General features: G+C 70.6%; 19 protein-coding genes and 1 pseudogene. 15 read left to right on the top strand and 5 right to left on the bottom strand.

Annotated elements, in window-relative coordinates; translation table 11 throughout:
- Positions 1–45 precede the first annotated feature (45 nt).
- The 3 genes from LWP59_RS33360 (at position 46) to LWP59_RS33350 (ending at position 3,957) form a co-directional block, all read left to right on the top strand.
- Positions 46–1,839 (top strand): ABC transporter family substrate-binding protein, encoded by a 1,794-nt coding sequence (locus LWP59_RS33360; RefSeq protein ID WP_144642390.1) that lies wholly within the window; start codon positions 46–48, stop codon positions 1,837–1,839.
- Positions 1,840–2,009: 170 nt separating this feature from the next.
- Positions 2,010–3,026 carry an ABC transporter permease gene (locus LWP59_RS33355; protein ID WP_144642389.1) on the top strand — a complete coding sequence of 339 codons (1,017 nt, stop codon included), beginning with the start codon at positions 2,010–2,012 and terminating at the stop codon, positions 3,024–3,026.
- A 1-nt stretch (position 3,027) separates the two neighbouring features.
- Positions 3,028–3,957, top strand: a complete 930-nt coding sequence (locus LWP59_RS33350) for an ABC transporter permease (RefSeq protein ID WP_144642388.1) — start codon at positions 3,028–3,030, stop codon at positions 3,955–3,957.
- Positions 3,958–4,518: 561 nt separating this feature from the next.
- On the opposite strand, the gene LWP59_RS33345 is transcribed toward LWP59_RS33350, so the two are convergent.
- Complete coding sequence (locus tag LWP59_RS33345) at positions 4,519–6,297, bottom strand: ABC transporter ATP-binding protein (protein WP_144644282.1); 1,779 nt, start codon at positions 6,295–6,297, stop codon at positions 4,519–4,521.
- A 165-nt stretch (positions 6,298–6,462) separates the two neighbouring features.
- Here LWP59_RS33345 and mshB point away from each other — a divergent pair, with 165 nt between their 5' ends.
- From mshB to LWP59_RS33330, 3 genes are read left to right on the top strand one after another with little or no spacing between them, the layout of a single operon-like run.
- Positions 6,463–7,212 carry an N-acetyl-1-D-myo-inositol-2-amino-2-deoxy-alpha-D-glucopyranoside deacetylase gene (gene mshB, locus LWP59_RS33340; protein WP_144644284.1) on the top strand — a complete coding sequence of 250 codons (750 nt, stop codon included), beginning with the start codon at positions 6,463–6,465 and terminating at the stop codon, positions 7,210–7,212.
- Complete coding sequence (locus LWP59_RS33335) at positions 7,209–7,574, top strand: hypothetical protein (RefSeq protein ID WP_186383567.1); 366 nt, start codon at positions 7,209–7,211, stop codon at positions 7,572–7,574. The genes mshB and LWP59_RS33335 overlap by 4 nt, the downstream gene beginning before the upstream one ends.
- A gap of 1 nt (position 7,575) precedes the next feature.
- The gene (locus tag LWP59_RS33330) at positions 7,576–8,271 is read left to right on the top strand and encodes a hypothetical protein (RefSeq protein WP_144644286.1); all 696 of its coding nucleotides are present in this window, start codon (positions 7,576–7,578) and stop codon (positions 8,269–8,271) included.
- Here the strand turns inward: LWP59_RS33330 and LWP59_RS33325 are convergent.
- Positions 8,252–9,031 (bottom strand): site-2 protease family protein, encoded by a 780-nt coding sequence (locus LWP59_RS33325; protein ID WP_144644288.1) that lies wholly within the window; start codon positions 9,029–9,031, stop codon positions 8,252–8,254. The genes LWP59_RS33330 and LWP59_RS33325 overlap by 20 nt on opposite strands.
- Positions 9,032–9,311: 280 nt before the next feature.
- Between LWP59_RS33325 and LWP59_RS33320 the strand changes: the two genes are divergently transcribed.
- Positions 9,312–9,566 carry a WhiB family transcriptional regulator gene (locus LWP59_RS33320; RefSeq protein WP_229857696.1) on the top strand — a complete coding sequence of 85 codons (255 nt, stop codon included), beginning with the start codon at positions 9,312–9,314 and terminating at the stop codon, positions 9,564–9,566.
- A 149-nt stretch (positions 9,567–9,715) separates the two neighbouring features.
- Positions 9,716–11,650 (top strand): annotated as a pseudogene (locus LWP59_RS33315) (hypothetical protein); the annotation flags it as partial.
- Here LWP59_RS33315 and LWP59_RS33310 read toward each other — a convergent pair.
- Complete coding sequence (locus tag LWP59_RS33310) at positions 11,634–12,125, bottom strand: metallopeptidase family protein (RefSeq protein WP_373299553.1); 492 nt, start codon at positions 12,123–12,125, stop codon at positions 11,634–11,636. The pseudogene LWP59_RS33315 and the gene LWP59_RS33310 overlap by 17 nt on opposite strands.
- A gap of 50 nt (positions 12,126–12,175) precedes the next feature.
- Between LWP59_RS33310 and LWP59_RS33305 the strand changes: the two genes are divergently transcribed.
- From LWP59_RS33305 to LWP59_RS33275, 7 genes are all read left to right on the top strand, one after another.
- On the top strand, positions 12,176–12,532 hold the full coding sequence (locus LWP59_RS33305) for a DUF3499 domain-containing protein (protein WP_144644292.1): 357 nt from the start codon (positions 12,176–12,178) through the stop codon (positions 12,530–12,532).
- Between the two features lie 55 nt (positions 12,533–12,587).
- A complete protein-coding gene (locus tag LWP59_RS33300; protein ID WP_144644294.1) occupies positions 12,588–13,943 on the top strand; it encodes a phosphomannomutase/phosphoglucomutase in 1,356 nt (451 codons plus the stop codon).
- Positions 13,944–13,971: 28 nt separating this feature from the next.
- Entirely contained in the window at positions 13,972–14,199 is a 228-nt protein-coding gene (locus LWP59_RS33295; protein ID WP_144644296.1) for a Trm112 family protein, read from the top strand.
- Positions 14,183–15,277 (top strand): hypothetical protein, encoded by a 1,095-nt coding sequence (locus tag LWP59_RS33290; protein ID WP_144644299.1) that lies wholly within the window; start codon positions 14,183–14,185, stop codon positions 15,275–15,277. The genes LWP59_RS33295 and LWP59_RS33290 overlap by 17 nt, the downstream gene beginning before the upstream one ends.
- 52 nt (positions 15,278–15,329) lie before the next feature.
- Entirely contained in the window at positions 15,330–16,550 is a 1,221-nt protein-coding gene (gene manA / locus LWP59_RS33285; RefSeq protein ID WP_144644302.1) for a mannose-6-phosphate isomerase, class I, read from the top strand.
- Between the two features lie 94 nt (positions 16,551–16,644).
- On the top strand, positions 16,645–17,559 hold the full coding sequence (locus tag LWP59_RS33280) for a cation diffusion facilitator family transporter (protein WP_144644305.1): 915 nt from the start codon (positions 16,645–16,647) through the stop codon (positions 17,557–17,559).
- An 87-nt stretch (positions 17,560–17,646) separates the two neighbouring features.
- Positions 17,647–19,152, top strand: a complete 1,506-nt coding sequence (locus LWP59_RS33275) for an amino acid permease (RefSeq protein WP_144644308.1) — start codon at positions 17,647–17,649, stop codon at positions 19,150–19,152.
- Here the strand turns inward: LWP59_RS33275 and LWP59_RS33270 are convergent.
- Together LWP59_RS33270 and LWP59_RS33265 are read right to left on the bottom strand one after the other, a co-directional pair.
- Positions 19,132–20,001, bottom strand: a complete 870-nt coding sequence (locus LWP59_RS33270) for an LLM class flavin-dependent oxidoreductase (RefSeq protein ID WP_144644311.1) — start codon at positions 19,999–20,001, stop codon at positions 19,132–19,134. The two genes, LWP59_RS33275 and LWP59_RS33270, sit on opposite strands and share 21 nt — an antisense overlap.
- 14 nt (positions 20,002–20,015) lie before the next feature.
- Positions 20,016–22,319: a hypothetical protein gene (locus tag LWP59_RS33265; RefSeq protein WP_144644340.1), complete on the bottom strand. Its 2,304-nt coding sequence runs from the start codon at positions 22,317–22,319 to the stop codon at positions 20,016–20,018.
- Positions 22,320–22,395 lie beyond the last annotated feature (76 nt).

Genomic DNA, 22,395 nt, shown 5'->3' with positions numbered 1-22,395 from the left:
AGGAGCGGTGTGGGCGTTAGCCCAGTGCTAGGAGGGCACACATAAATGAGGAGATGGAAAGCAGCTTCGGCCGTTACCGTGGCCGCGGCTGCCGCGCTCGTGCTGAGCGCCTGCGGTGGCGGCAGCGATAGCGGGAGCACGGATCAGAACGGTTCGAGCTCTGACATCAAGAGCATGGCGGTCGGTAAGGCGGAAAACGTCAATGCCGGCACCTACAAGCTGGGCGACGCCCCGAGCTGGCCCGGACCGGTGACGGTGGGCATCGACGACGGCTATTCGGCGTACAACAACCAGACGCCGGACACCAACACGTCGTACAACAACTACATCATCACCAGTGTTCTCGCCGGGTCGAACGTGCTCGACGGCAACAACAAGGTGCTGCTCAACAATGACGTGCTCGACTCCTGGGACGTGACCTCCACCAGCCCGTACACGGTCACCTACAAGATCAAGCCGGGTGTCAAGTGGTCCGACGGCGCACCGTGGAACTGCAAGGACTACTACCTCGCGTGGCTGGCGGAGAGCGGTAAGGTCAAGGACTTCAACGCCGTCTCGACCACGGGCTACGAGCTGATCAACGACGCGAAGTGCGTCGACGACCAGACCTTCGTCACCACGTACTCGCAGCCGTATGTCGACTACAAGGGCCTGTTCGACAGCCCCTCCCTGTTGCCGGCGCACATCCTCGAGCAGAAGACCGGCATTCCGGACATCACGAAGCTGACCCCGACCAGTGACCCGGCTCAGCTGAAGAAGGCCGGTGACTTCTGGACCAACAGCTGGAAGGGCTTCGACGCCTCGATCATGCCGGCCTCGGGCCCGTACATGATCACCGCCTACGACCAGAACCAGGACGCGGTCACGCTGAAGAAGAACCCGAACTGGATCGGCGCCAAGGGCGGTCCGGACCAGGTCGTCGTGAAGAAGTTCTCCGACACGAAGGCCATGGCCACGGCGTTGCAGAACGGTGAGATCCAGGTCGTCGCCTCGACGCAGCCGGACGCCACCGCGGCCGACACCCTCAAGGGCCTCTCCGCGCAGGGCGTGACCTACGGCTCGGCACCGCAGCTGACCTACGAGCACCTGGACATGAACTACAAGAACCCGGTGCTCAAGGACGAGGCCGCACGCAAGGCGCTCTTCGAGGCGGTGAACCGCACCGAGATCACCGACAAGCTCCTCAAGGAGGTTCAGGCCGACGTCACCCCGGACAACAGCCTGATCTGGACGCCGGGTGAGTCCAGCTACCAGGACGCCGGCTACGGCAAGACGGCCGGCACCGGTGCCGCGGAGGCGAAGAAGACGCTGGAGGCCGACGGCTGGACCCTGGGCCAGGACGGCATCTACCAGAAGAACGGCCAGCGCTTCTCGGTGACGATCTCGCACAACAACAACGCCCGTCGTGACCAGACGGTCGAGATCATCCAGTCCCAGGCCAAGGCCGCGGGCATCGAGATCAAGAACGACAACGACCCCACGTTCCTCAGTGGTGGCCGGGTCAGCACCGGGAACTGGGACATCGCCCTGTTCGGCTGGTCGCAGGCACCGTTCAAGTCGCAGTCGCAGCCGATCTACACGACCGGCGGTGCGCAGAACTACCAGGCGTACAGCGACCCGAAGGTCGACGCCGCGTTCAATGCGGCGGTCGCCGCCACGGACGAGGCGACGGCGAACCAGCACTACAAGGAGGCCGACTCGTTGATCGCCAACGACTACGCCTCGCTGCCGCTGTTCGCGACCCCGTCGATGTGGGCCTTCCAGGGCATCGACAAGGTCTACATGCAGTCGTACAACGGTGCGCTGTGGAACGTCGGTGAGTGGGCGCAGAAGCAGTGACCTGCGGAACTGACTGATCACCCTGGCGGAAATCCGGGGGCTCGGGGCCACGAACCCCGGCCCCCGGATTTCCTCCGGAAGTAGCTCCCGACCATTGGGCGACCCCCAGTACGGTGGACACCGGGCGCGGCTGCATACTTCCGGCCAGGCCCGGATGAGGAGCATTCTCGTTGAACCTGGTTATCTACATTCTTCGCCGGCTGGCGATTTCGATCCCCGTCCTGTTCGTCGGGACCTTCCTGGTGTTCGTCATGGTCGCCGCGACCGGGGATCCGCTCGCCGAGCTCAGGGGCCGGCCGAACGTCAACCCCGAGGCGATCGCCGAGACCGCCCGGCAGCTCGGCCTCGACATGCCGCTGATCCCGCGCTACTTCCACTGGCTGGGCCACTTCCTGACCGGTGACTGGGGCGTCTCGGTCGCACAGGGCAACGCCATGCAACCGGTGTTCCCGAAGGTGATGAGCGCCTTCGACGTCACGATCAAGCTGGTCGTCGGTGCCGAGGTCCTCGCGCTGATCATCGGCATCGCGGTCGGCGTGCTGGCCGCGGTCAAGCAGTACTCGATCGTCGACTACGTCGCCACCACGCTGGCGTTCTTCCTCTTCTCCATGCCGATCTTCTGCGTCGCGGTGGTGCTGAAGACCTACGCGATCCAGCTCAACGTCTGGATCCGCGACATCGGGCTGAGCGACTGGCTCGGCAACCCGTGGCTCAGAACGACGAGCCCGGAGAACCTGACCTCCACGGGGTTCGGTGACTTCCTCGCGAGGTACTCGGGTGCCTACCTGCTGCCCACGCTGTCCATCATGGCGATCAGCTTCGCCGCGTACAGCCGGTTCCAGCGCGCTTCGATGCTGGAGACGCTGAACCAGGACTACGTGCGCACGGCGCGGGCCAAGGGCATCTCCGGCTCCCGCGTCATCTTCCGGCACGCGTTCCGCAACGCGTTGATCCCGGTCGCCACTCTGTTCTCGGTGAACTTCGGCCAGGTCCTCACCGGCGCGATCATCACCGAGACCGTGTTCAACTGGCACGGGATGGGCACCCTGCTCGTCGACGCCGTCAACCACAACGACCCCAGCGTGCTGATGGGCTGGCTCGTCGTCGTCGCCGTCATGGTGGTGCTCGCCAACCTCATCGCCGACCTGCTGTACGGCATCATGGACCCGAGGATTCGCGTTGGCTGACATGAACTCTTTGGTTGCCGGCGAGGCGGCCTCGGCCGCCGAACGCGAAGGCACCCTGCCCCCTGAGGCGCTTCCCCAGGCGGCGAGCCAGGGCAAGCTGGTCCTGCGGAAGTTCCTGCGGCACAAGCTCGCCATGGTGTCCACGGTGGTGCTGCTGCTGGTCGTGCTGGTCGCGGTGATCATGCCGATCTTCTGGCCGCACGCCTACGAGGACGCGAGCTTCCCGTCGTTCGCCAAGCCCAGCGGCGACTTCCCGCTCGGCACCACCCAGGTCGGCAAGGACATGGTGTCGCAGGTCCTGCGCGGCACCCAGTTCTCGCTGCTGATCGCGGTCGTGGTGTCGGTGCTGGGCACGGTGATCGGCGTGGTGTTCGGCTCGCTCGCCGGGTACCTGCGCGGGTTCACCGACTCGGCCCTGTCCCGGCTGACGGACCTGTTCCTGATCGTCCCGCAGATCGCGGCCGCCGCGATCATGGCGAAGGTGTTCGGGCACGGTAGTTGGTTCGTGGTCGCGATCGTGCTGGCCCTGTTCGCGTGGATGCCGATCGCGCGCATCACGCGTGCCGAGGCGATGGCGCTCTCGCAGCGCGAGTTCGTCGAGGCGGCGCGGGCCGCGGGCGCCGGGACGGGCCGGATCATCTTCCGGCACCTCGTGCCCAACATGGTCGGCAGCATCACGGTGAACGCGACGCTGGCCGTGGCGCAGGCGGTGCTCGTCGAGGCGGCGCTGAGCTTCATCGGCCTCGGTGTGCAGCCGCCGGACACCTCGCTGGGCCGGATCATCCTGGAGAACTACGCCCAGGTGCAGACCCGGCCGTGGTTGTTCTTCGGGCCGTTCGTCGTGCTGGTGCTGATCTCGCTGTCGATCAACTTCATCGGCGACGGCCTGCGGGACGCCTTCGACCCCCGGCAGCGCCGGATGAAGGCCTGAAAGCAGGAGGAACCAGCGAAGCGCCCTTCCACCCACCGGTGGGAGGGCGCTTCGGTCTTTCGGGGCACCCGACAGGGCCCCGCCACCCCGCGAAGGCGAACCCGGCAACGGCAGCCAGGAATGGCCGCGCCCGGCCGCCCCCTTACCCCGATCCCCAGCGCCTTCAGCGGTCGACGCGGTGTGGCGACCGTTGAACAATCCGCGATCGGGGGTGGGGCGGCCCACCTCGCGCTCCGCGCGAGGTGCTCCCCGCGCTGCGCGCGGGACAAGATCAAGAGAGTCCTCGCCGGACGGGCAGGCTCAAAGATGAGCCAGGAAAAGCCCCTCATCTCACCTCATGCAGGTGGTCGAGCTGGGTGGCCATCCCGTCGCCTGCGATTTGTGCATATCACTTTGAGCCGGACCCGCAAGGTTGCGTCGTCGGGCGGCGGCAGGCAAAGGGTTGCGGCTCCACCTCAAAGTGATGCCGCGAGTTCAGGCGACGGGATGACCACCCAACCCTGGGGTCCCAAAAGAAAATGGAGCCCCTCCTGACGGAGGAGCCCCATTTCCGGCCCTTGATCAGTCCGCGACGGGCGCGAGCTTCCCGGCTTCCCAGGCCGCGCGGCGCTCCGCCTGCAGCACCGGGTCCGCCACCGGCGCCGCCGACAGGAGGCGCCTCGTGTAGTCCTGCTGCGGGTTGTGCAGCACCTGGTCCCGCTCACCGACCTCGACGAGCTTGCCGTGCTGCATCACCGCGACGCGGTCGGCCAGCAGGTCGACCACGGCGAGGTCGTGGCTGATGAACAGGCATGCGAACCCGAGGGTCTGCTGCAGCCCGAGGAACAGGTCCAGCACCCGCGCCTGCACCGAGACGTCCAGCGCCGAGGTCGGCTCGTCCGCGATCAGCAGCTGCGGGTCCAGCGACAGCGCGCGAGCGATCGACACGCGCTGGCGCTGACCGCCGGACAGCTCGTGCGGGTACCGGTTGCGGTAGTGGCCCGAGAGCTCGACCTTGTCCAAAAGGGACACCACGCGGTCGCCGAGCTCCTTGCCCGCGAACATCTTGTGCAGCACCATCGGCTCGGCGATCGACTCGCCGATCGTCATCTTCGGGTCCAGGGTGGACGCCGGGTCCTGGAACACGATGGAGAAGTACCGGCGCAGCGGCCGCAGCTCCTTCGTGGACAGGTTCGTGATGTCACGCCCCGCGACCGAAACGGCGCCCTCGGTGGGCTTCAGCAACCGGATCGCGCAGCGGCCCACAGTGGACTTGCCGGAACCCGACTCGCCCACCAGGCCGAGGATCTCGCCCTTGTTGATGTGCAGCGAAACCCCGTCCACGGCGCGGTTCTTCGTCTGGCCGCGCCTGCCCGGGTACTCCAGCACCAGGTCCTTGATCTCCAGCGCCGGCGCGTCGGTCTTGATCTGGGACTCCAGCTCGGCGTCGGCGATGCGGATCTCCTCCGCGACCTTCGCCGCCGCCTCGGCGTCCATCTCCAGCGGCGCGTCGTCGAGCAGGCGGCGGCCCGCCGGGCGCTGCCCGAGCACCGGCACGGCGGCCAGCAGCCGGCGCGTGTACTCCTCGCGCGGGGAGGCGAACAGCTCGTGCACCGGGGCCTGCTCGACGATCTCGCCCTGGTACATCACCACGACCCGGTCGGCAAGGTCGGCGACCACGCCCATGTCGTGCGTGATGAGCACGATCGCGGTGTTCAGGGTGTCACGCAGCTTGCGCAGCAGGCCGAGGATCTCCGCCTGCACGGTCACGTCGAGCGCGGTCGTCGGCTCGTCGGCGATGATCACCTTCGGATCGCAGGCGATCGCCATCGCGATCACCACGCGCTGCCGCAGACCACCGGAGAGCTGGTGCGGGTACTGCTTGAACCGCTGGCCGGGGTTCGGGATGCCGACCATGTCGAGCAGCTCCATCGCCCGCTTGTCGGCGGCCTCCTTGGAGATGTCCTGGTGCGCGCGCAGCGCCTCCCGGATCTGCCAGCCCACCGTGAACACGGGGTTCAGCGCGCTCATCGGCTCCTGGAAGATCATCGCGATGTCGTTGCCGCGGACCTTCCGCATGTCCTTGTCCTTGAGGCCCGCCAGCTCGTGGTCCTCCAGCCGCAGGTCGCCCTCGATCTTGGTGGTCTTGGGCAGCAGGCCGAGCACCGACATCGAGGTCACGGACTTGCCGGAACCGGACTCACCCACGACCGCGACGATCTCACCGGGGCTGACGTCGAAGCCGATGCCCTTGACCGCCTCGACGATGCCGTCCTCGGTCGGGAAAGTGATCTTGAGGTCCGCGATGGACAGGACGGAACCCGAGGCGGACAGCCTCGCCGTCGTCGCTTCAGTGCTCACCAAGTGGCCCTTCGTGGGGGAGAACGTTCGACGCTGTTCAGCGCAACTTCGCGCGAGGATATCCGAGGATCCCCCGACGATGGTGGGGGCACGGTGAATTCCCTCCCGTATCCCCACCGCCACCCTCAACCGAAACGCTTCACGTCGCCACTTTATCTTCAATCGATGAGCCGCCGACTAATGCTGGTCCACGCCCATCCCGACGACGAGACCATCACCACCGGCGGGACCATGGCCCGCTACGTCGCCGAGGGCGCCGAGGTGGTGCTGGTGACCTGCACGCTGGGCGAGGAAGGCGAGATCATCCCGCCGGAGCTGGCCGGCCTCGGCTCGTGGGCGGCGGACCAGCTGGGCGGCTATCGCTCAGGTGAACTCTCCGCGGCCTTACGGGAACTGGGTGTCACCGAACACCGGTATCTGGGCGGTATCGGCGGTTGGCGCGATTCGGGAATGGCGGGCACGCCCGCGGCCGAGCATCCGCGTGCCTTCGCGGGTGGCGCGTTCGAGGACCAGGTGCTGCAGCTGCAGGTGCTCGTCGACGAAGTTCGGCCCGACGTCCTCGTCACGTACAACTCCTTCGGCGGCTACGGCCACCCCGACCACGTCCGCGCGCACGAGATCACGATGGCGGTCGCGGACTCGGCGACCCGGGTGTTCCACATCGCCGCCGGGGGCGGTGCCGTGCTGCCGCCCGACGCGCCCGTCAACGAGATCACCACGACCATCGACATCCGCCCCCGCCTCGACGCGAAGATCGCCGCGCTGCGCGCCCACGCGACGCAGGTTGCGGTGCACCCGCCCGAGTTCGCGTTGTCCAACGGGGTGGCCCAGCCGATCGGCGAGGCCGAGTACTTCACACTGGTGCGTGGCCCCCGCGAGGGCGCCGAGACCGACCTGTTCGGAGGCCTGGCATGAACCCCGTCCTGCGGCGCGGCCTGCTCGTGCTGTTGCTCGTGGACACCGTCCTGCTGGCCACGCTCGAACTGTTCTTCCTCCCGCTGCGGGTGGACGGCACGGTGCCGGTCCCGTTCACCGTCCTCGTCGCGATCTTCACCACGCCGCTGCTGGTCCTGCAGGCAGGCAGGCTGGTCCACCCGAAAGCGGCGTTTGCCCCGCTCGCGTTGTGGGTACTGACGGTGGTGGTGCTCGGCCTGACGGGTCCGGGCGGTGACCTCGTGCTGATCCAGGACTGGCGGGCTTTGCTGCTGATCGCGGGCGGGGCGTTGCCCGCGGCACTCGCGCTCGGCGGCTCGCTGGCCGTTCCGGGAAGGAAATGACGTGGCCGAAGCCATCTCCGACCGGCAGCTCGTGAAGGTGCTGCGCCCGTTCGTGCGCGCGGCGCGCCCGGTGCTCCACGCCATGTGCCGGCCCGGCCGGATCGAGGGCCTGGCCACCGTGAAGCTGCCCGGAACGGCGGCGTGGGACGCGATGAGCGCGCAGCAGCACGTGGACTGGTGGATCAGCCGCGTCGGCAGGCTCACCTCGCTGGTGACCGCGATCCCCGGCATCGGCGGCGTGCTCGCCGACCGGCTGCCCGTGCAGGACGCGCTCGGCGCCAGCGCGCAGGGCCTGCTGCTGTGCGCGATCGCGGGCGAGCACGGCATCGACGACGTCGGCGAGCGCGTGCGGCTCGTCGCATGGGTGCTGTTCCAGCGCGACATCGACCCCGCGCTGGCCGCGGGCAAGCACGGCGAGACCGAGGACGCGGAGACCGCGGAGCTCGCCGGGGAGTTCGGCGAGCAGCACGAACGCAGGATCACCCCGAAGGGCGTCGCGACCACGCTGTGGCGGATGGGCCGTTCGCTGCTGGCCGTTTCCGGCGAGCTGGAGAAGCGGCCGCGGGGCCGCTTCTACCAGCGTGCGATCGGGATGCTGCCGGTGGTCGGTATGGCGGGTGACTACCTCGCGGAGCGCTCCGGTCTCAAGCGCGTGGCGAAGCGGGCCGACGTCTGGCTCAGTGGCGCCAGAACATGAACGCGTAGCCGCCGTTGTTGGCGTAGACGGAGTCCCCGCCCACGGCGCGGAACACGAAGCCCGACAGGTCCCAGAAGACGTTCGCGACCGTCGGAACGGCGAACAGCAGCGCGAACAGTGCCAGCGGCGCCCACGGGCGCACCTTCGCGGCGAACTCCCGCGTCTGCGGCGAGAGATACGGCTCGATCGCGCCGAAGCCGTCGAGCCCGGGCACGGGCAGGATGTTGAGCACGAAGGCCAGGATCTGCAGCAGCGCCAGGTAGGACAGGCCCAGGGCGAGCCCCTCGGCCATCGGGATGTAGGCCACGGACAGGCTCAGCAGCACGCCGACCACGAGGTTGCTCAGCGGTCCCGCCAGTGAGACCCAGCTCGAGATCGCACGTGAGCGCAGCGCCCACCGGTTGATCCACACCGCGCCACCCGGCAGCGGGATGCCGCCGATCGCCAGCAAGATCAACGGCAGCACAAGGGAAAGGACCGGATCGGTGTAGCGGCGCACGTCCAGGTTCAGGTAGCCCTTGCCCACCACCGAGTGGTCGCCACCCTTGAAGGCCACGAACGCGTGGCCGAACTCGTGCAGGGTGAGGGAAGCGGCCCACCCGGCGACCACGAGCACGAAGATGCCACCGATCAACATCGGATCTTCGTCCGAGGAACCGAGCGAGTTCGCGTCTCCGAATGCGGCGAGTACACCACCCACTACGGTGAGCGCGAGAATGCCGAGGAAGACAGGGCTTGGTCTGACCGCTGATCGCTGCACGTCCCCCAGTCTGTCGTATCCGCCTGGCTCGCCGTCGGCGTGTCCCCTTGCGCGATCAGGCATCAGGGTCCCCCAAACTCGCTACTCCGCTTGACCTGGCCGCATTACACGGGTGTAATCACATTGCTGTCATTCGACGCGGCAAGGGGACGTCGGGTGCCGGCTTCAACACCGCCAGCCTGGGGAGTGCGTGGAAGCAGAGGAGGCGGAAGTGCGGTTGGAAGCAGATGGAAGGGAATGGGGGCAGGTCGTGGATTGGGGAGCGGGCCCGGACGCAGAACTGGGTGAGCTCGCCGACATCTTCGATCCCGCCGAGCCGCCGGAGTGGCAGGACCGCGCGCTGTGCGCGCAGACCGACCCGGAGGCGTTCTTCCCGGAAAAGGGTGGATCGACCCGCGAGGCCAAGCGGATCTGTCAGGGCTGCGAAGTGAAGGGCGAGTGCCTCGAGTACGCCCTGGCCCACGACGAGCGCTTCGGCATCTGGGGCGGACTGTCCGAACGGGAGCGTCGCAAGCTCAAGAAACGCGCGGTCTGAGGGGGAACGAGCCGGGCGAGGTCTGCTCACGGCAAACGCTCGCCGGTGCTCGTTGCTCAGTGTCCTTCGGAACCTCCCGCCAGGGGGAAGCCCCCTGGACCGTCACGGGTGGTCGCGTTGCGTAGTTTGGTGCGGTGCATCAGGTGGCAGAGGCGGACGGCTCGATCGAGGACCCCGCGCCGAGGGAGTCCGCCGTACGGCGATTCGCGCCTCCGGTAAGCCTTTTCGCGGTCCTCACCGCACTCGGGCTGGTGGTCGACGGCTCCCGGCTCGGTCTCGATCTCGCCGGCGGGCGGCTGTTGCCCGTCGGTTCCCTCGGCGAGCTGTGGTCGACCTATCTCGCGGGCTGGCACCAGGTCGGCGGCGGCACGGCGAGTGCCGCACCCACCTCGCTCGCGGTTCTCGGCGCCCTCGGTGCGATCTTCGCCCCGCTCGGCGGGCCGCCGGCGCTCGTCGCCGTGCTGCTGATCGGTGACGCACCGCTCGCCGGGCTTTCCGCCTACGCCGCCACGCGCCGCCTTCCCGTGTCGCGCTGGACGCGCGCCGCGATCGCCGCCGCGTATGCGTTGCTGCCGGCGGCGACGGCATCGGTCGCCCAGGGGCGGCTCGACGTCGTCGCGGTGCACATCGTGTTGCCGCTGGTGATCTCCGGCACCGCCGGGCTGCTCGCCCGCACGGGTACCGGCTGGCTCCACGCGTCGTCGGCCTGCGCGGTGGGCGTCGCCGTCCTCGGGGCGTTTTCGCCGCTGGCACACGGGCTCGCGCTGCTGGGACTGGTCGCGGGGTTCGTCGTGCTGCCGCCGGGGGACAGCCTGCTGAAGCGGATCGCGTCGGTCGCGATCGTCGTGTTGCTGCCGCTGGCGCTGCTCCTGCCGTGGCCGACGGTGCTCGTGAACCAGCCCGCCCTGTTCCTGCACGGCCTGAGCGGCCCGGCGGCCGCGCCCGCCGCCGCGGACCTCGTGGGTCTCGACCCGGACGGGGCCGGGGCCTGGCCGATCGGCGTCGGGGTGCTCGTGGCGGCCATCTTCGCCGTCGCCGTCCGGCCACGCGCCCTGCTGAGCGCCGGGCTGGGCGTGCTCGTGCTCGGCGCGTGCGGGCTCGCGGTGGTGCTGCTCGTGCCGGTGAGCCCGTTGCAGGGCGGCCCGGGGTCCGTCGGGTTCACGGGCGTGCCGCTGCTGGTCATCAGTGCGGGGTTGCTGTGGATCGTCCTCAACGCGTGTGCCCGCGGCACCTCGACGGGGGTCCTGCCGAAGCTCGCGGCGGTCGTCGCGGTGCTCGTGGTCCTCGCCCTGGGCACGGGCGCGGTGCTCGCCGGCCGGAGCGGCCCGCTGCACGCGGGCGGCGGCGGCCAGCTGGCGTCGGCCCAGCAGGACGAGCTCGCGCGCACGGGCCGGTCGGTCCTGGTCGTCGGGTCCGGGGACGCGCCGACGCGGCAGGTCGGTGGCCGGTTACCGCTGTTCGGGGACGACCAGCTGGCGCTGACCGTGAGCACGCCCGACCGCCTCACCGGTTGGCAGAGCGCGCTGGTGCAGCCTTCGTCGGGTGCCACTCGGGCGGCGCTCTCGGGCGCGACGGCCTCCGGTGCGCTGTTCGTCGTGCTGCCTCCCGGTCAGGACGCGGGCCCCATCGTCGCGCTGGCGCCGGATCTCGCCGTCGCCGTCCAGCCGACCACCGACGGCCGGGCGGTGCTGCGACTGCTGGCGCCGTCGGGTGAGGTCATGCTCGTCCCGCCGGCCGTCGCGAAGCAGGCCGTGCAGTCCTCGGCGCCGTCGACGTTCTCGGGCGTGAGCCCGGTGGACGCCGGCCTGCCCGACGTGCACGTGCGGGTTTCCGACGGCATCGCCGGGCGGCTGCTCGTGCTCGCGGCCGAGCAGGAGGCGGGCTGGCAGGCGAGCGTCGACGGCAAGGCGCAGCCGATCGTGCCCGCGTGGGGGCACCAGGTGGCGGTGGTGGTGCCGACGGCGTCCTCCGAGGTCAGCATCGAGCACCCGTCGACGCTGCGGGACGTGCTGCTGCTGGTCCAGGTCGCCGCGCTGCTGTTCGCCGCGATGACCTCGATCCCCGGGCCTACTCGCCTTCGATGACGTCCGGTTCGACGCCGAGGTAGCCCGCGACCTGCTCGACCAGCACGTCGTGCACCAACTCGGCCAGCTCGCCCGGGTCCTTCGCGCGCGCCTCCAGCGGGCGGCGGTACAGCACGATGCGGGCCCTGGTCGGCATGCCCGTGCGGTCCACCCCCGCCGGGACCAGGCGCGACAGCGGCACCGAGCCGTCGTGGAGCACGCCCTCGGCCTGCAGCGCGTGGCTGGGCCCGCGCACTTCGGGCACGTCGTCCACCGCGACGTCGAGCTTGGTCAGCTGGTCGCGCCAGCGGGCCTCGATGGGCTCGAGCGCGTCCAGGACCAGCTGGTCGAACTTCTCCGCCCGGCTCGAGGCGGCCGGCAGCGAAGCCGGGTACAGCGGTCCGCGCAGGCCACGACCGTGACGGTCGCGGCGGGCGCGCCGGTGCTGCCGGGAACTGCGCGCGGTGGACACAGGTGGAAGGTTACAGCGCCCCATCCGGTGCGCCTGCGCACACTTGTCGGTGGGAGGCAGTATCGTCCGTGTTCGTGTCGAGCGTACGAAAGTGTTCGCGGACGGGGTGCCTCCAGCCCGCTGTCGCCACGCTGACCTACGCCTACAGCGATTCGACCGCGGTGGTCGGTCCCCTCGCGACGGCGTCGGAGCCGCATTCCTACGATCTGTGCGAAGAGCACGCGCTCCGGCTGACCGTGCCCAAGGGGTGGGAGGTCGTGCGGCACGAGGGTTCCTTCGCCGAACCGGACCGCTCCGACGACGAGCTGACGGCACTCGCCGAGGCGGTCCGCGAAGCCGGGCGCTCCGACCGCCCGGCGGCGCCCCCGGAGCCGGAAGGCACCTCCGGGCGTCGCGGTCACCTGCGCGTCCTGCCGGATCCGATCTCCTAGCCTCCCCCGGTACGCTTTCCGGCATCCGAACCTGTCGAACGTCGGGGAGAAGCGCGTGTCAGACCTGTCGGCCATCGTCAAGGCCTACGACATCCGCGGGGTGGTCGGCGAGCAGTTGAACGCCGACCTCGTCCGCAACTTCGGTGCCGCGTTCGCGCTGCTGATCAAGCCCGAGTCCCCGGCGGTCGTCATCGGTCACGACATGCGCGAGTCCTCGCCGGGGCTGGCGCAGGCGTTCGCCGAGGGCGTCACCTCGCAGGGGCTGGACGTCGTGCACATCGGCCTCGCCAGCACCGACGAGCTCTACTTCGCCTCCGGGTCGCTCAACCTCGCCGGCGCCCAGTTCACCGCCAGCCACAACCCGGCCAAGTACAACGGCATCAAGATGTGCCGCCCCGGCGCCGCGCCGGTCGGCCAGGACTCCGGCCTCGCCGAGATCCGGGACACCGTCGAGCAGGGCGTCCCCGCGTTCGAGGGCCAGCCGGGCACCGTCACCGAGCGGGACGTGCTCACCGACTACGCCGCCTACCTGCGCGGGCTGGTCGACCTCTCCCGCAGCCGGCCGCTGAAGGTCGTCGTGGACGCGGGCAACGGCATGGGCGGGCACACCGTGCCGACGGTGTTCGAGGGCCTGCCGATCGACCTCGTGCCGATGTACTTCGAGCTCGACGGCAGCTTCCCCAACCACGAGGCCAACCCGCTGGACCCGCGGAACCTCGTCGACCTGCAGGCGAAGGTGCGCGAAGTCGGTGCGGACGCGGGCCTGGCCTTCGACGGCGACGCCGACCGCTGCTTCGTCATCGACGAGAACGGCGACCCGGTTTCGCCCAGCGCGATCACCGCACTGGTCGCCACGCGCGAGCTGGCCAAGGAGCCGGGCGCGACGATCATCCACAACCTGATCACCTCGCACGCGGTGCCGGAGATCGTGACCGAGCACGGCGGCAAGCCGGTCCGCACCCGCGTCGGGCACTCGTTCATCAAGGAGGAGATGGCCCGGACCGGCGCCATCTTCGGCGGCGAGCACTCCGCGCACTACTACTTCCGCGACTTCTGGCGGGCCGACACCGGGATGCTGGCGGCGATGCACGTGCTGGCCGCGCTCGGCGAGCAGGACGGCCCGCTCTCGGAGCTGACCCGCGAGTACAAGCGCTACGCCGCGTCCGGCGAGGTCAACTCGACGGTGGACGACCAGGTGGCCCGCCAGTTGGCCGTCAAGGACGCGTTCGCCGGCCGCGCCGGCGTGCTCACCGACGAGCTGGACGGGCTGACCGTGCAGCTGCCGGACGGCTCGTGGTTCAACCTGCGCCCGTCGAACACCGAGCCGCTGCTGCGGCTGAACGTGGAAGCCCCGACCGAGGACGCGGTGCGCGCGCTGACCGACGAAGTACTCGCGATCGTCCGTGGTTGACCACCCGATCGCGTGGTAAGGAGAACATATGGCTATCGCGCTTGATGCCCAGTTGCTGGAGATCCTCGCGTGCCCGTCGCCGGACCACGCCCCACTGCGGGCCGGCACCCCGAGCGACCCGGAGGCGGACGCGCTGACCTGCACGTCGTGCGGCCGCGTCTACCCGGTGCGCGACGGCATCCCCGTGCTCCTGCTCGACGAGGCCACCCAGCCCGGCTCCACCGACTCCAGTGACGCCAGTGCCAGCGGTGCTTGACGACACGCTCCTGGACGACCCTGCCCGGCTGGCGGAGGCCGACTCCGCCGGGCTGCTGCGGGCCGCGGCGATGGCGGGTGCCCAGGTCCGCTCGATCACCGAACTGGCCGCGGACGTCGAGCTCGCCGACCGGCTGGACGTCGGCAGGCCGCGGGCGCTCGTGCTGGTCGTCCGGCCCGGCGTCGCCCGCGCCGTCACCAAGCTGCTGGCCGCGTTGCTCGCGCCGACGTGCCCGGTGCCGGTGGTGATCACCGACGCGGTGCCGAGCTGGATCGGCGCGCTCGACGTCGTCTTCGCGCACACCGACGACCCGGTGGACCGGGAGCTGGCCGCGGGCATCGAGCGGGCGAGCCGGTACGGCGCGAGCGTCGTGCTGTCCGCGCCACAGGAGGGGCCCGTCGCGGCGTCGATCGCGGGCAAGGGCTCCCTGCTCGCCCCCCGGATCCCGGTGCCGCCCCAGCTGACCTTCGCCCGCGGCCTTGCCGCCGGGTTGCTCACGGCGAACGCGCTCGGCCTGCTGGTCGCCGACGTCGAGGTGCTCGCCGACCAGCTGGACGCGGAGGCCGAACGCGGTCATCTCGGCCGCGACTCGTTCTCGAACCCGGCGAAGGCGCTGGCGCTGCGGCTGGCGGACCGGGTGCCCATGCTGTGGGGGCTCGACCCGCTGGCGGTCGCGGTCGCCGAACACGGCGCGTTCGCGCTCGGCGCCTACGCGGGCGTGGTGTGCGACGCCGCGGACTACCGCCAGGCGCTCGCCCGTCCCGCATTGCACCGCGCGGTGCTCGCGAGCTCCGGGGAGCAGGACATCTTCGCCGATCCCGAGTTCGACGACCTGGGCCCGAAACCGCGGGTTCTGCTGCTCGCGGTGCACGACGGGCCGACCGCGGACGCAGCACGTCACGAGGCCTCGCATACCCTTCCCGGGGCCGGAATCATCGCCCCCGGCGACGAGATCTCCGGCGACGAGCCTGTTCGCGCCGGGGTGCTCGCGCTACGGTTCGAGCTTGCCGCCGTCTACCTCGGGCTCGCGGCGGGAAGCATGGGGGGAGCCGGTCAGTACGCGCCGGCCACGGCGTAGCCCGGCTGAACAAGAACCGTCCCGGGGGCGGTGCCAAGGAGTTGAGAACACAGTGGAGCTGCTCCGCAATGCAGTGCGGCCCTACGCGTGGGGTTCGAGGACGACGATCCCGGAGCTGCTGGGACGCCAGGTCCCGGCGCCGCATCCGGAGGCCGAGCTGTGGATGGGCGCGCATCCCGGCGACCCGTCGCGGATCGTCGGCGCGGACGGTGCCGAGCGCAGCCTGCTGGAGCTGATCGAGGCGGATCCGCACGCGCACCTGGGGCCGGAGTGCTCGCAGCGCTGGCACAACCGGCTGCCGTTCCTGCTGAAGATCCTCGCGGTGGAGGAGCCCCTGTCGATGCAGGCGCACCCGTCGGCGGCGCAGTCCGCCGAAGGCCACGCGCGCGAGGAGGCGGCGGGCATCCCGCGGGACGCGCCGAACCGCAACTACCCGGACCCGACGGCGAAGCCCGAGCTGGTGTGCGCGCTGACGGAGTTCCACGCCCTGGCCGGGTTCCGTGAACCCACGCGCACGATCAAGCTGTTGCGGGCGGTGGAGACGCCCGGGCTGGCGAAGTACACCGAGCTGCTCGCGGCGCAGCCCGACTCCGACGGCATGCGCGCGCTGTTCACCACGTGGATCACGCTGCCACAGGCGACCCTCGACGAGCTGTTGCCCGAGGTCCTCGACGCGTGCGTGCTGCACGTGAAGGACCACGGCGAGTTCGACACCGAATGCCGCACGATCCTCGAGCTGGGCGAAGCGCATCCGCGGGACGCCGGCGTGCTGGCCGCGCTGCTGCTCAACCGGCTCACGCTCCGGGCGGGCGAGGCGATCTACCTGCCCGCGGGCAACCTGCACCTGTACCTGCACGGGACGGCGGTGGAGATCCTCGCCAACTCCGACAACATCCTGCGCTGCGGGCTCACCCCGAAGCACGTGGACGTGCCGGAGCTGCTGCGGGTGGTCGACTTCACCTGCTGCGACATGCCGATCCTGCCCGGCGAGCCGAGCGCGTGCGGCGCGGTCTACCACACCGACGCACCCGAGTTCGAGCTGTCGCGCTGCGACTGGGCGGCGGGCGAGCAGGGCGACCTGCGCGTGCAGACCGGGGTGCCGCAGATCCTGCTGTGCACGGCGGGCCGGGTGCAGGTGCGCGGCGACGACGGCGCGGAGCTGGAGCTGGGGCGCGGTCAGTCCCTGTGGCTGCCGGCCGCGGACCCGGCGGTGCACGTCCGTCCCGTCGGGGACGGCCGCACGCAGCTGTTCCGGGCGACGTCCGGGAAGTAGCCGCCTCGCCGCTGGAAGCCCTCCCACCGTCGTGTCGATCGGCGGCCCCGTAGGCTTCAACCCGACAAATCGGGACGGACTCCAGGGGGTCAGCGTGTCGGCAGGCGGGGGAACGAAGGCGATTCTCGCGGCGCTGGGCGCCAACGCGGGCATCGCGGTGGCGAAGTTCGTGGGGTTCCTGTTCACCGGGTCCTCGTCGATGCTCGCCGAGTCGGTGCACTCGCTCGCCGACACCTCGAACCAGGGCCTGCTGCTGCTGGGCCAGCGCTCGTCCCGGCGCCGGGCCACCCGCGAGCACCCATTCGGGTTCGGCCGGGAGCGGTACTTCTACTCGTTCGTCGTGGCGCTGATGCTGTTCACGCTCGGCTCGGCGTTCGCGCTGTACGAGGGCATCCACAAGGTGCAGCACCCGGAACCGCTGACCGCGCCGCTGGTCGCGGTGGTCATCCTGGTGGTCGCGATCGTGCTGGAGGGCTACAGCTTCCGCACCGCGATGAGTGAGTCCGGCAAGATCAAGGGTGACGTCTCGTGGTGGGGCTTCATCCGGCAGTCGCGGACCCCGGAGCTGCCGATCGTGCTGCTGGAGGACACCGGTGCGCTGCTGGGCCTGGTGTTCGCGCTCGCCGGGGTGGGGCTCTCGGAGCTGACCGGTGATCCGGTGTGGGACGGCATCGGCACGATCATGATCGGCAGCCTGCTCGGGGTGATCGCGATCATCCTGATCGTGGAGATGAAGAGCCTGCTGATCGGCGAGGGCGCGACGGACAAGCAGCTCGAGACGATCTGCGCGGAGCTGACCGGCGGCGAGGTCGAGCGGGTGATCCACATCCGCACCCAGTACCTCGGCCCGGACGAGCTGCTCGTCGCCGCGAAGCTCGCGCTGGCGCCGAACCTCGAGCTGGCGCAGGTGGCCCGCGCCATCGACGAAGCCGAGGCCCGGGTCCGGGCGAAGGTGCCGGTCGCCCGGCTGATCTACCTGGAGCCCGACCTCGACCGGCAGACCGTCTGAGGCACCCCGCCCGATTCGCCGCTTTCACTCAGTCGAGTTATCGTGACCAACCGGACCTGAGATCCAGGGGCACCGGGAGGAGCGACCTTGCCAGGCAACGGGTTGTGGCGGACGAAGTCCATCGAGCAGTCCATTAAGGACACCGATGAGCCGGAAACGAGGTTGCGGCGCAGCCTCTCCGCGTGGGATCTGACCGTCTTCGGGGTCGCGGTCGTGATCGGGGCGGGGATCTTCACCCTCACCGCGCGCACCGCGGGCGACTACGCCGGGCCGTCGGTCTCGCTCGCGTTCGTGTTCGCCGCGATTGCATGTGGCCTCGCCGCACTCTGCTACGCGGAGTTCGCCTCCACGGTGCCCGTCGCGGGAAGCGCTTACACCTTCTCCTACGCCACCTTCGGCGAGTTCATGGCCTGGATCATCGGCTGGGACCTGGTGCTGGAGCTGGCCGTCGGCGCGGCCGCGGTCGCCAAGGGCTGGTCGGTCTACCTGGAGACCGTGCTCGGCTACCTCTTCGGCGACGGCGCGAAGACGACCTTCTCCCTCGGCGGCCTCCAGGTGGACTGGGGTGCGCTCCTGCTCGTCGCCGTGCTCACCGTCGTGCTGGCGATCGGCACCAAGCTGTCCTCGCGCGTGTCGATGGTGATCACCGCGGTCAAGGTGCTGATCGTGCTGTTCGTCATCGTGCTCGGCATCTTCTACATCAAGGGCGCGAACTACCACCCGTTCATCCCGCCTGGCGCGGACTCCAGCTCCGGCGAGACCGGTGTGAACCAGTCGCTGTTCTCGCTCGTCGCGGGCGTGGGCAGCAGCTCGTTCGGCGCGTTCGGCCTGCTGGCCGGTGCCTCGCTGGTGTTCTTCGCGTTCATCGGCTTCGACATCGTCGCCACCACCGCGGAGGAGACCAAGAACCCGCAGCGCTCGGTGCCCCGCGGCATCTTCGGCTCGCTGGCGATCGTGACCGTGCTGTACGTCGCCGTCTCGCTCGTCGTGGTCGGCATGGTGCCCTACACCGAGCTCGCCACGAAGGCCGGCGACGGCAGCCACAAGACGCTCGCCACCGCGTTCTCCGCCAACGGCGTCGACTGGGCCGCCAACGTGATCTCCGTGGGCGCACTCGCGGGCCTGACCACGGTCGTGATGGTGCTGATGCTCGGCCAGGTCCGGGTGCTGTTCGCGATGTCGCGCGACGGCCTGCTGCCGCGCAAGCTCGCGCGCACCGGAGAGCAGGGCACCCCGGCGCGCGCCACGATCCTGGTCGGCGTGCTGGTCGCGGCCGCGGCGACCTTCTTCCCGGCCGACAAGCTGGAGGAGATGGTCAACGTCGGCACGTTGTTCGCGTTCGTGCTGGTCTCCGCCGGTGTGCTGGTGCTGCGCCGGACGCATCCGGAGCTGCCGCGCGCGTTCAAGGTGCCCGCGGTACCGCTGATCCCGATCCTGGCGATCCTGGCCTGCGTGTGGCTCATGCTGAACCTGACCGTGCTGACCTGGCTCCGGTTCGTCGCCTGGATGATCGTCGGCGTGGTGATCTACTTCTCCTACGGCCGCCGGCACTCCTTGCTGGGCAAGCGCGCCTCAGCGGAGCAGGTCGGCTAGCCGGTCCACCTCGGCGACGTCGGCGAGCGTCGGCGTGAAGGTCAGCTCGTTCATGCCGACCGCCTCGAAGTCCCGCAGGATGCCACGGATCTCGCCGGGGGTGCGGACCGCGCCCTCGGCGATCGTGTTCGCGTGGTCGCCCGCGTAGGCGTAGTACGAGCGCAGATAGCGGTCGGACTCGTCGGCCTTGCTGTCGTCGGTGGAGAAGTAGGCGAGGCCCAGCAGGCGCGGTTCGCCCTCGCGGCCCGCGTCCTGCCACGCCTGCCGGATCTCCTTGATCGTCGGCTCGGCCCGCCGCGGGCCGCCGCCCGCGCCCGTCCAGCCCGCGCCCCACCGGGCGGTCCGGCGCACGGCCCGGTTGCCGTGCCCGCCGATCAGGACCGGGATGTCCGCGCCGGGCGGGGCGACCGGGCGCTGCTCGCCGGGGAAGTCCCCGGCCGCGACGGGATCGCCCCGCCACGCCCGGTGCAGCAGCTCCAGCTGCCGGTCGAACGCCGCGCCGCGGCCGGCGAACTCGCGTTCCGCCGGCAGGTAGTCGGACTCGCGGGCGCCCACGCCGAGGCCGAGGGTGAGCCGTCCGCCGGACAGCTGGGCGACCGTCATGGTGATCTTCGCGAGCACCGCGTCGGGGTAGGTCGGGCCCAGCACGGCGTTGGTGACCAGGCCGATCCTGCTCGTCGCGCCCGCGACGGCGGCGAGCGCGGTCAGCGAGTCGTACGACGGGTAGCCGACGCGGCCGATCGTGGAGACGAAGGCGAAGCCGCGCTCCTCCGCGCGCCGCGCCCAGTCCAGGATCAGGGGGCCGGTCGTGCCGGGAACGGTGTTCGGGATGCCGATACCGATGCGCATGGTCCCACTCTGGATCACCGGGCGAGGTTCAGGTTGAACCGGGGTAGGTCCGGGAACAACGGCACCTGCTCGCCGAACGGCCGCGTCGAGGGCCGGTCGGAGAACTCGAGCCCGGCGGCCATCGCCACGGCTCGGTCCCATTCCGGGTCGATCTCGTAGTCGCCGTGCCCGAGCACGCCTGCCGCCCAGCGGTGGGTGCCGGGGGTGTTCCGGATCGGATCGGGCAGCCAGTGGTCCCCGCCCAGGACGAGCGCCCCGGTCGGGCCGGGCAGGGCGGGACCCACCTCGCCGACCTCGCCGGTGGGCAGGAACCCGATGCCGCGCAGCTCGCCGTCGACGACCTCGTGCCGCCACGTCGTGACGCCCCCGCCGAAGATGTCGGTGCCGCGGGCGAGGCCACGCCACCGGCCGTTCAGCTCGCCGTACAACGCGGCCAGCGTGTCCTGCGGCAGCACCGCCGGAAACGCTCGCTGATAGCCCCACTGCAAGGGCGAACCGGCGGTGAGCAGGCCGATGCGTTCACGCTCGCTCTCCGACAGGCCGTGCACGAGCCGCGCGGTGGCGATCAGCGCGAGGAGGCTGCCGACGTTGTGCCCGCCGAGCACGACGCGCGTGCTGGGCTCGGCGAGGTGCTCCTTCGCGCGGGCGGCCAGTTCGGGCACGACCTTCAGCGCGTAACACGGCGGCACCGCCGGATGCGCCGCGCGCGGCCAGAAGCACACGAGGTCCGCGAGCGCGCCGAGGTGCCGGTTGCGCCCGGGTTTCGTGGCCGCGGTGTAGACCACGCGCAGCAGCCCGACGGCCATCGCGCCCAGGGTGAACACCCCGAGCGCGGACAGCGGGTCGAGCCAGCCCGGTCTGACGTGGAAGCCGAACTGCGCCACGAGCAGCGCGGCCGCGGCCACGGACATCCCGAAGATCACCCCGAACGCCAGGTGGTGCAGGTGCCGTCGTTCCCATGCCGACCGCGCCCACGCGGCCGCGGCGGCCTTCTCGTCACCGCTGTTGTCCTGCAGCATCCGCACGATCTCCGGCACTCCGCGGCGACGCCGCCGCAGCGGCACGGCGACGGCGAACCCGATCAGCGCCAGCAACCCGGCCAGCAGCAGGCCGCCGCCCCACAGCACGGTGACCGGGGTGTAGCTGTCCGGCAGCCGCAGCGCCGACGCCCCGGCCAGGCGCCGCAGCGCGATCGCGAGCCCGGCGCCGAACCCGCCACCGAGCAGCACCGACAGCGCCAGCACCGGTGCGGCTGCCCAGCCGCCGAGCCACGGGCGCAGCCGTTTCGGCTGGTCCCGCCAGGTGCGCCGGGCGAGGAGCGCGGCCGGCACGAGCAGGAGCGCGAACAGCGCCAGTACCACCAGCGACACCCCGCCGAGTGCCTGCACGGTCGCGTCCGAACCGGCGGGCAGCTCGGGCCGGAACGCGGCGGCCGCGCCCGGCACCAGCATCGCGAAGGCCAGTACGCTCCGGCGCGCCCATCGGTGCAGCGAGCGGACCCCGGCGGCGGCGGTGAGCAGCGTCGTCAGCACGAGCGCGAGCGCACAGATCCAGACCACCAGCTCCGGCAGCGCGCCGGGCACCCGGAACGGGCCGCCGAGTGCCAGCAGCGCGACCGTGGCCAGCGCGCCCACCGTGTGCAGGCAGCGCAGTGCCGGCGAATCGGTCCCGCCGCGCACGGTGTCACCGGGCAGGGAACCGCGCCGGGCGGAGATGTCCTCGCAGGTCACGTTCCAGCGGGTGCCGGAAACCCGGTACAACACGAAGATCACCAGCGCCAGCGGCACCAGTCCGGCGACCGTGCGCAGGACCGTCAGCTCCCGCAGGCGCTCGGGCACCGCGGGCAGGCAGGCCGAACCGGGCGCGAGGCACTGCGTCGCGAACAGGTCGAGCGCGATCACCGCGAGCTGCCCGACGAGCAGCATCGTCAGCAGCAGCCCGGCGATGCGCAGCAGGCCCCGGCACACGACGCCCAGCGCGGCGGCCGCGCGGCTGCCCTCCGGGACCGGCGGCAGCATCCAATGGGCCACATTCGAGAGTGAGAAAGGGAACAACAACGCCCACGTCGCCTTCGCGGCGCCGCCGGACGTCATCGAGCCCCACAGGTAGCCCTCGAGGGTGCGCGGCACCGAACGGCCCAGCGCCTGCAGCACCGGGCCCGGCGCCGGGCGGCGCAACCGGTCGGACGGGCGGATCACCCGTCCCACCCCGTCACCCGCGACCTCGACCGTGCTCACCGCGTCCAGCAGCGCCTCCCCGGTGGTGCCGGTGACGCCGGGTACACGCAGCTCGACGATCCGGGTTTCCGGGCCAGGGATCGGCACGTGGCTGTCTCCTTCGCGAGGGTGTAACGGAATGAACCGACAACGGTACTGTTCAGGTGTCACCGATCCA

Source organism: Amycolatopsis acidiphila (genome assembly GCF_021391495.1).
GTDB lineage: Bacteria > Actinomycetota > Actinomycetes > Mycobacteriales > Pseudonocardiaceae > Amycolatopsis_E > Amycolatopsis_E acidiphila.
The sequence above is the reverse complement of the archived record's forward strand: the minus strand, read 5'-3'. Positions and strand labels throughout refer to the sequence as shown.

What these genes read in the sequence shown, in the direction of transcription:
- LWP59_RS33350 (WP_144642388.1), top strand. Translation starts at nt 3,028, where the DNA reads ATGAACTCTTTGGTTGCCGGCGAGGCGGCCTCGGCCGCCGAACGCGAA.
- LWP59_RS33310 (WP_373299553.1), bottom strand. Translation starts at nt 12,125, where the DNA reads ATGGGGCGCTGTAACCTTCCACCTGTGTCCACCGCGCGCAGTTCCCGG.
- LWP59_RS33335 (WP_186383567.1), top strand. Translation starts at nt 7,209, where the DNA reads ATGAACCCCGTCCTGCGGCGCGGCCTGCTCGTGCTGTTGCTCGTGGAC.
- LWP59_RS33270 (WP_144644311.1), bottom strand. Translation starts at nt 20,001, where the DNA reads ATGCGCATCGGTATCGGCATCCCGAACACCGTTCCCGGCACGACCGGC.
- mshB (WP_144644284.1), top strand. Translation starts at nt 6,463, where the DNA reads ATGAGCCGCCGACTAATGCTGGTCCACGCCCATCCCGACGACGAGACC.
- LWP59_RS33295 (WP_144644296.1), top strand. Translation starts at nt 13,972, where the DNA reads ATGGCTATCGCGCTTGATGCCCAGTTGCTGGAGATCCTCGCGTGCCCG.
- LWP59_RS33360 (WP_144642390.1), top strand. Translation starts at nt 46, where the DNA reads ATGAGGAGATGGAAAGCAGCTTCGGCCGTTACCGTGGCCGCGGCTGCC.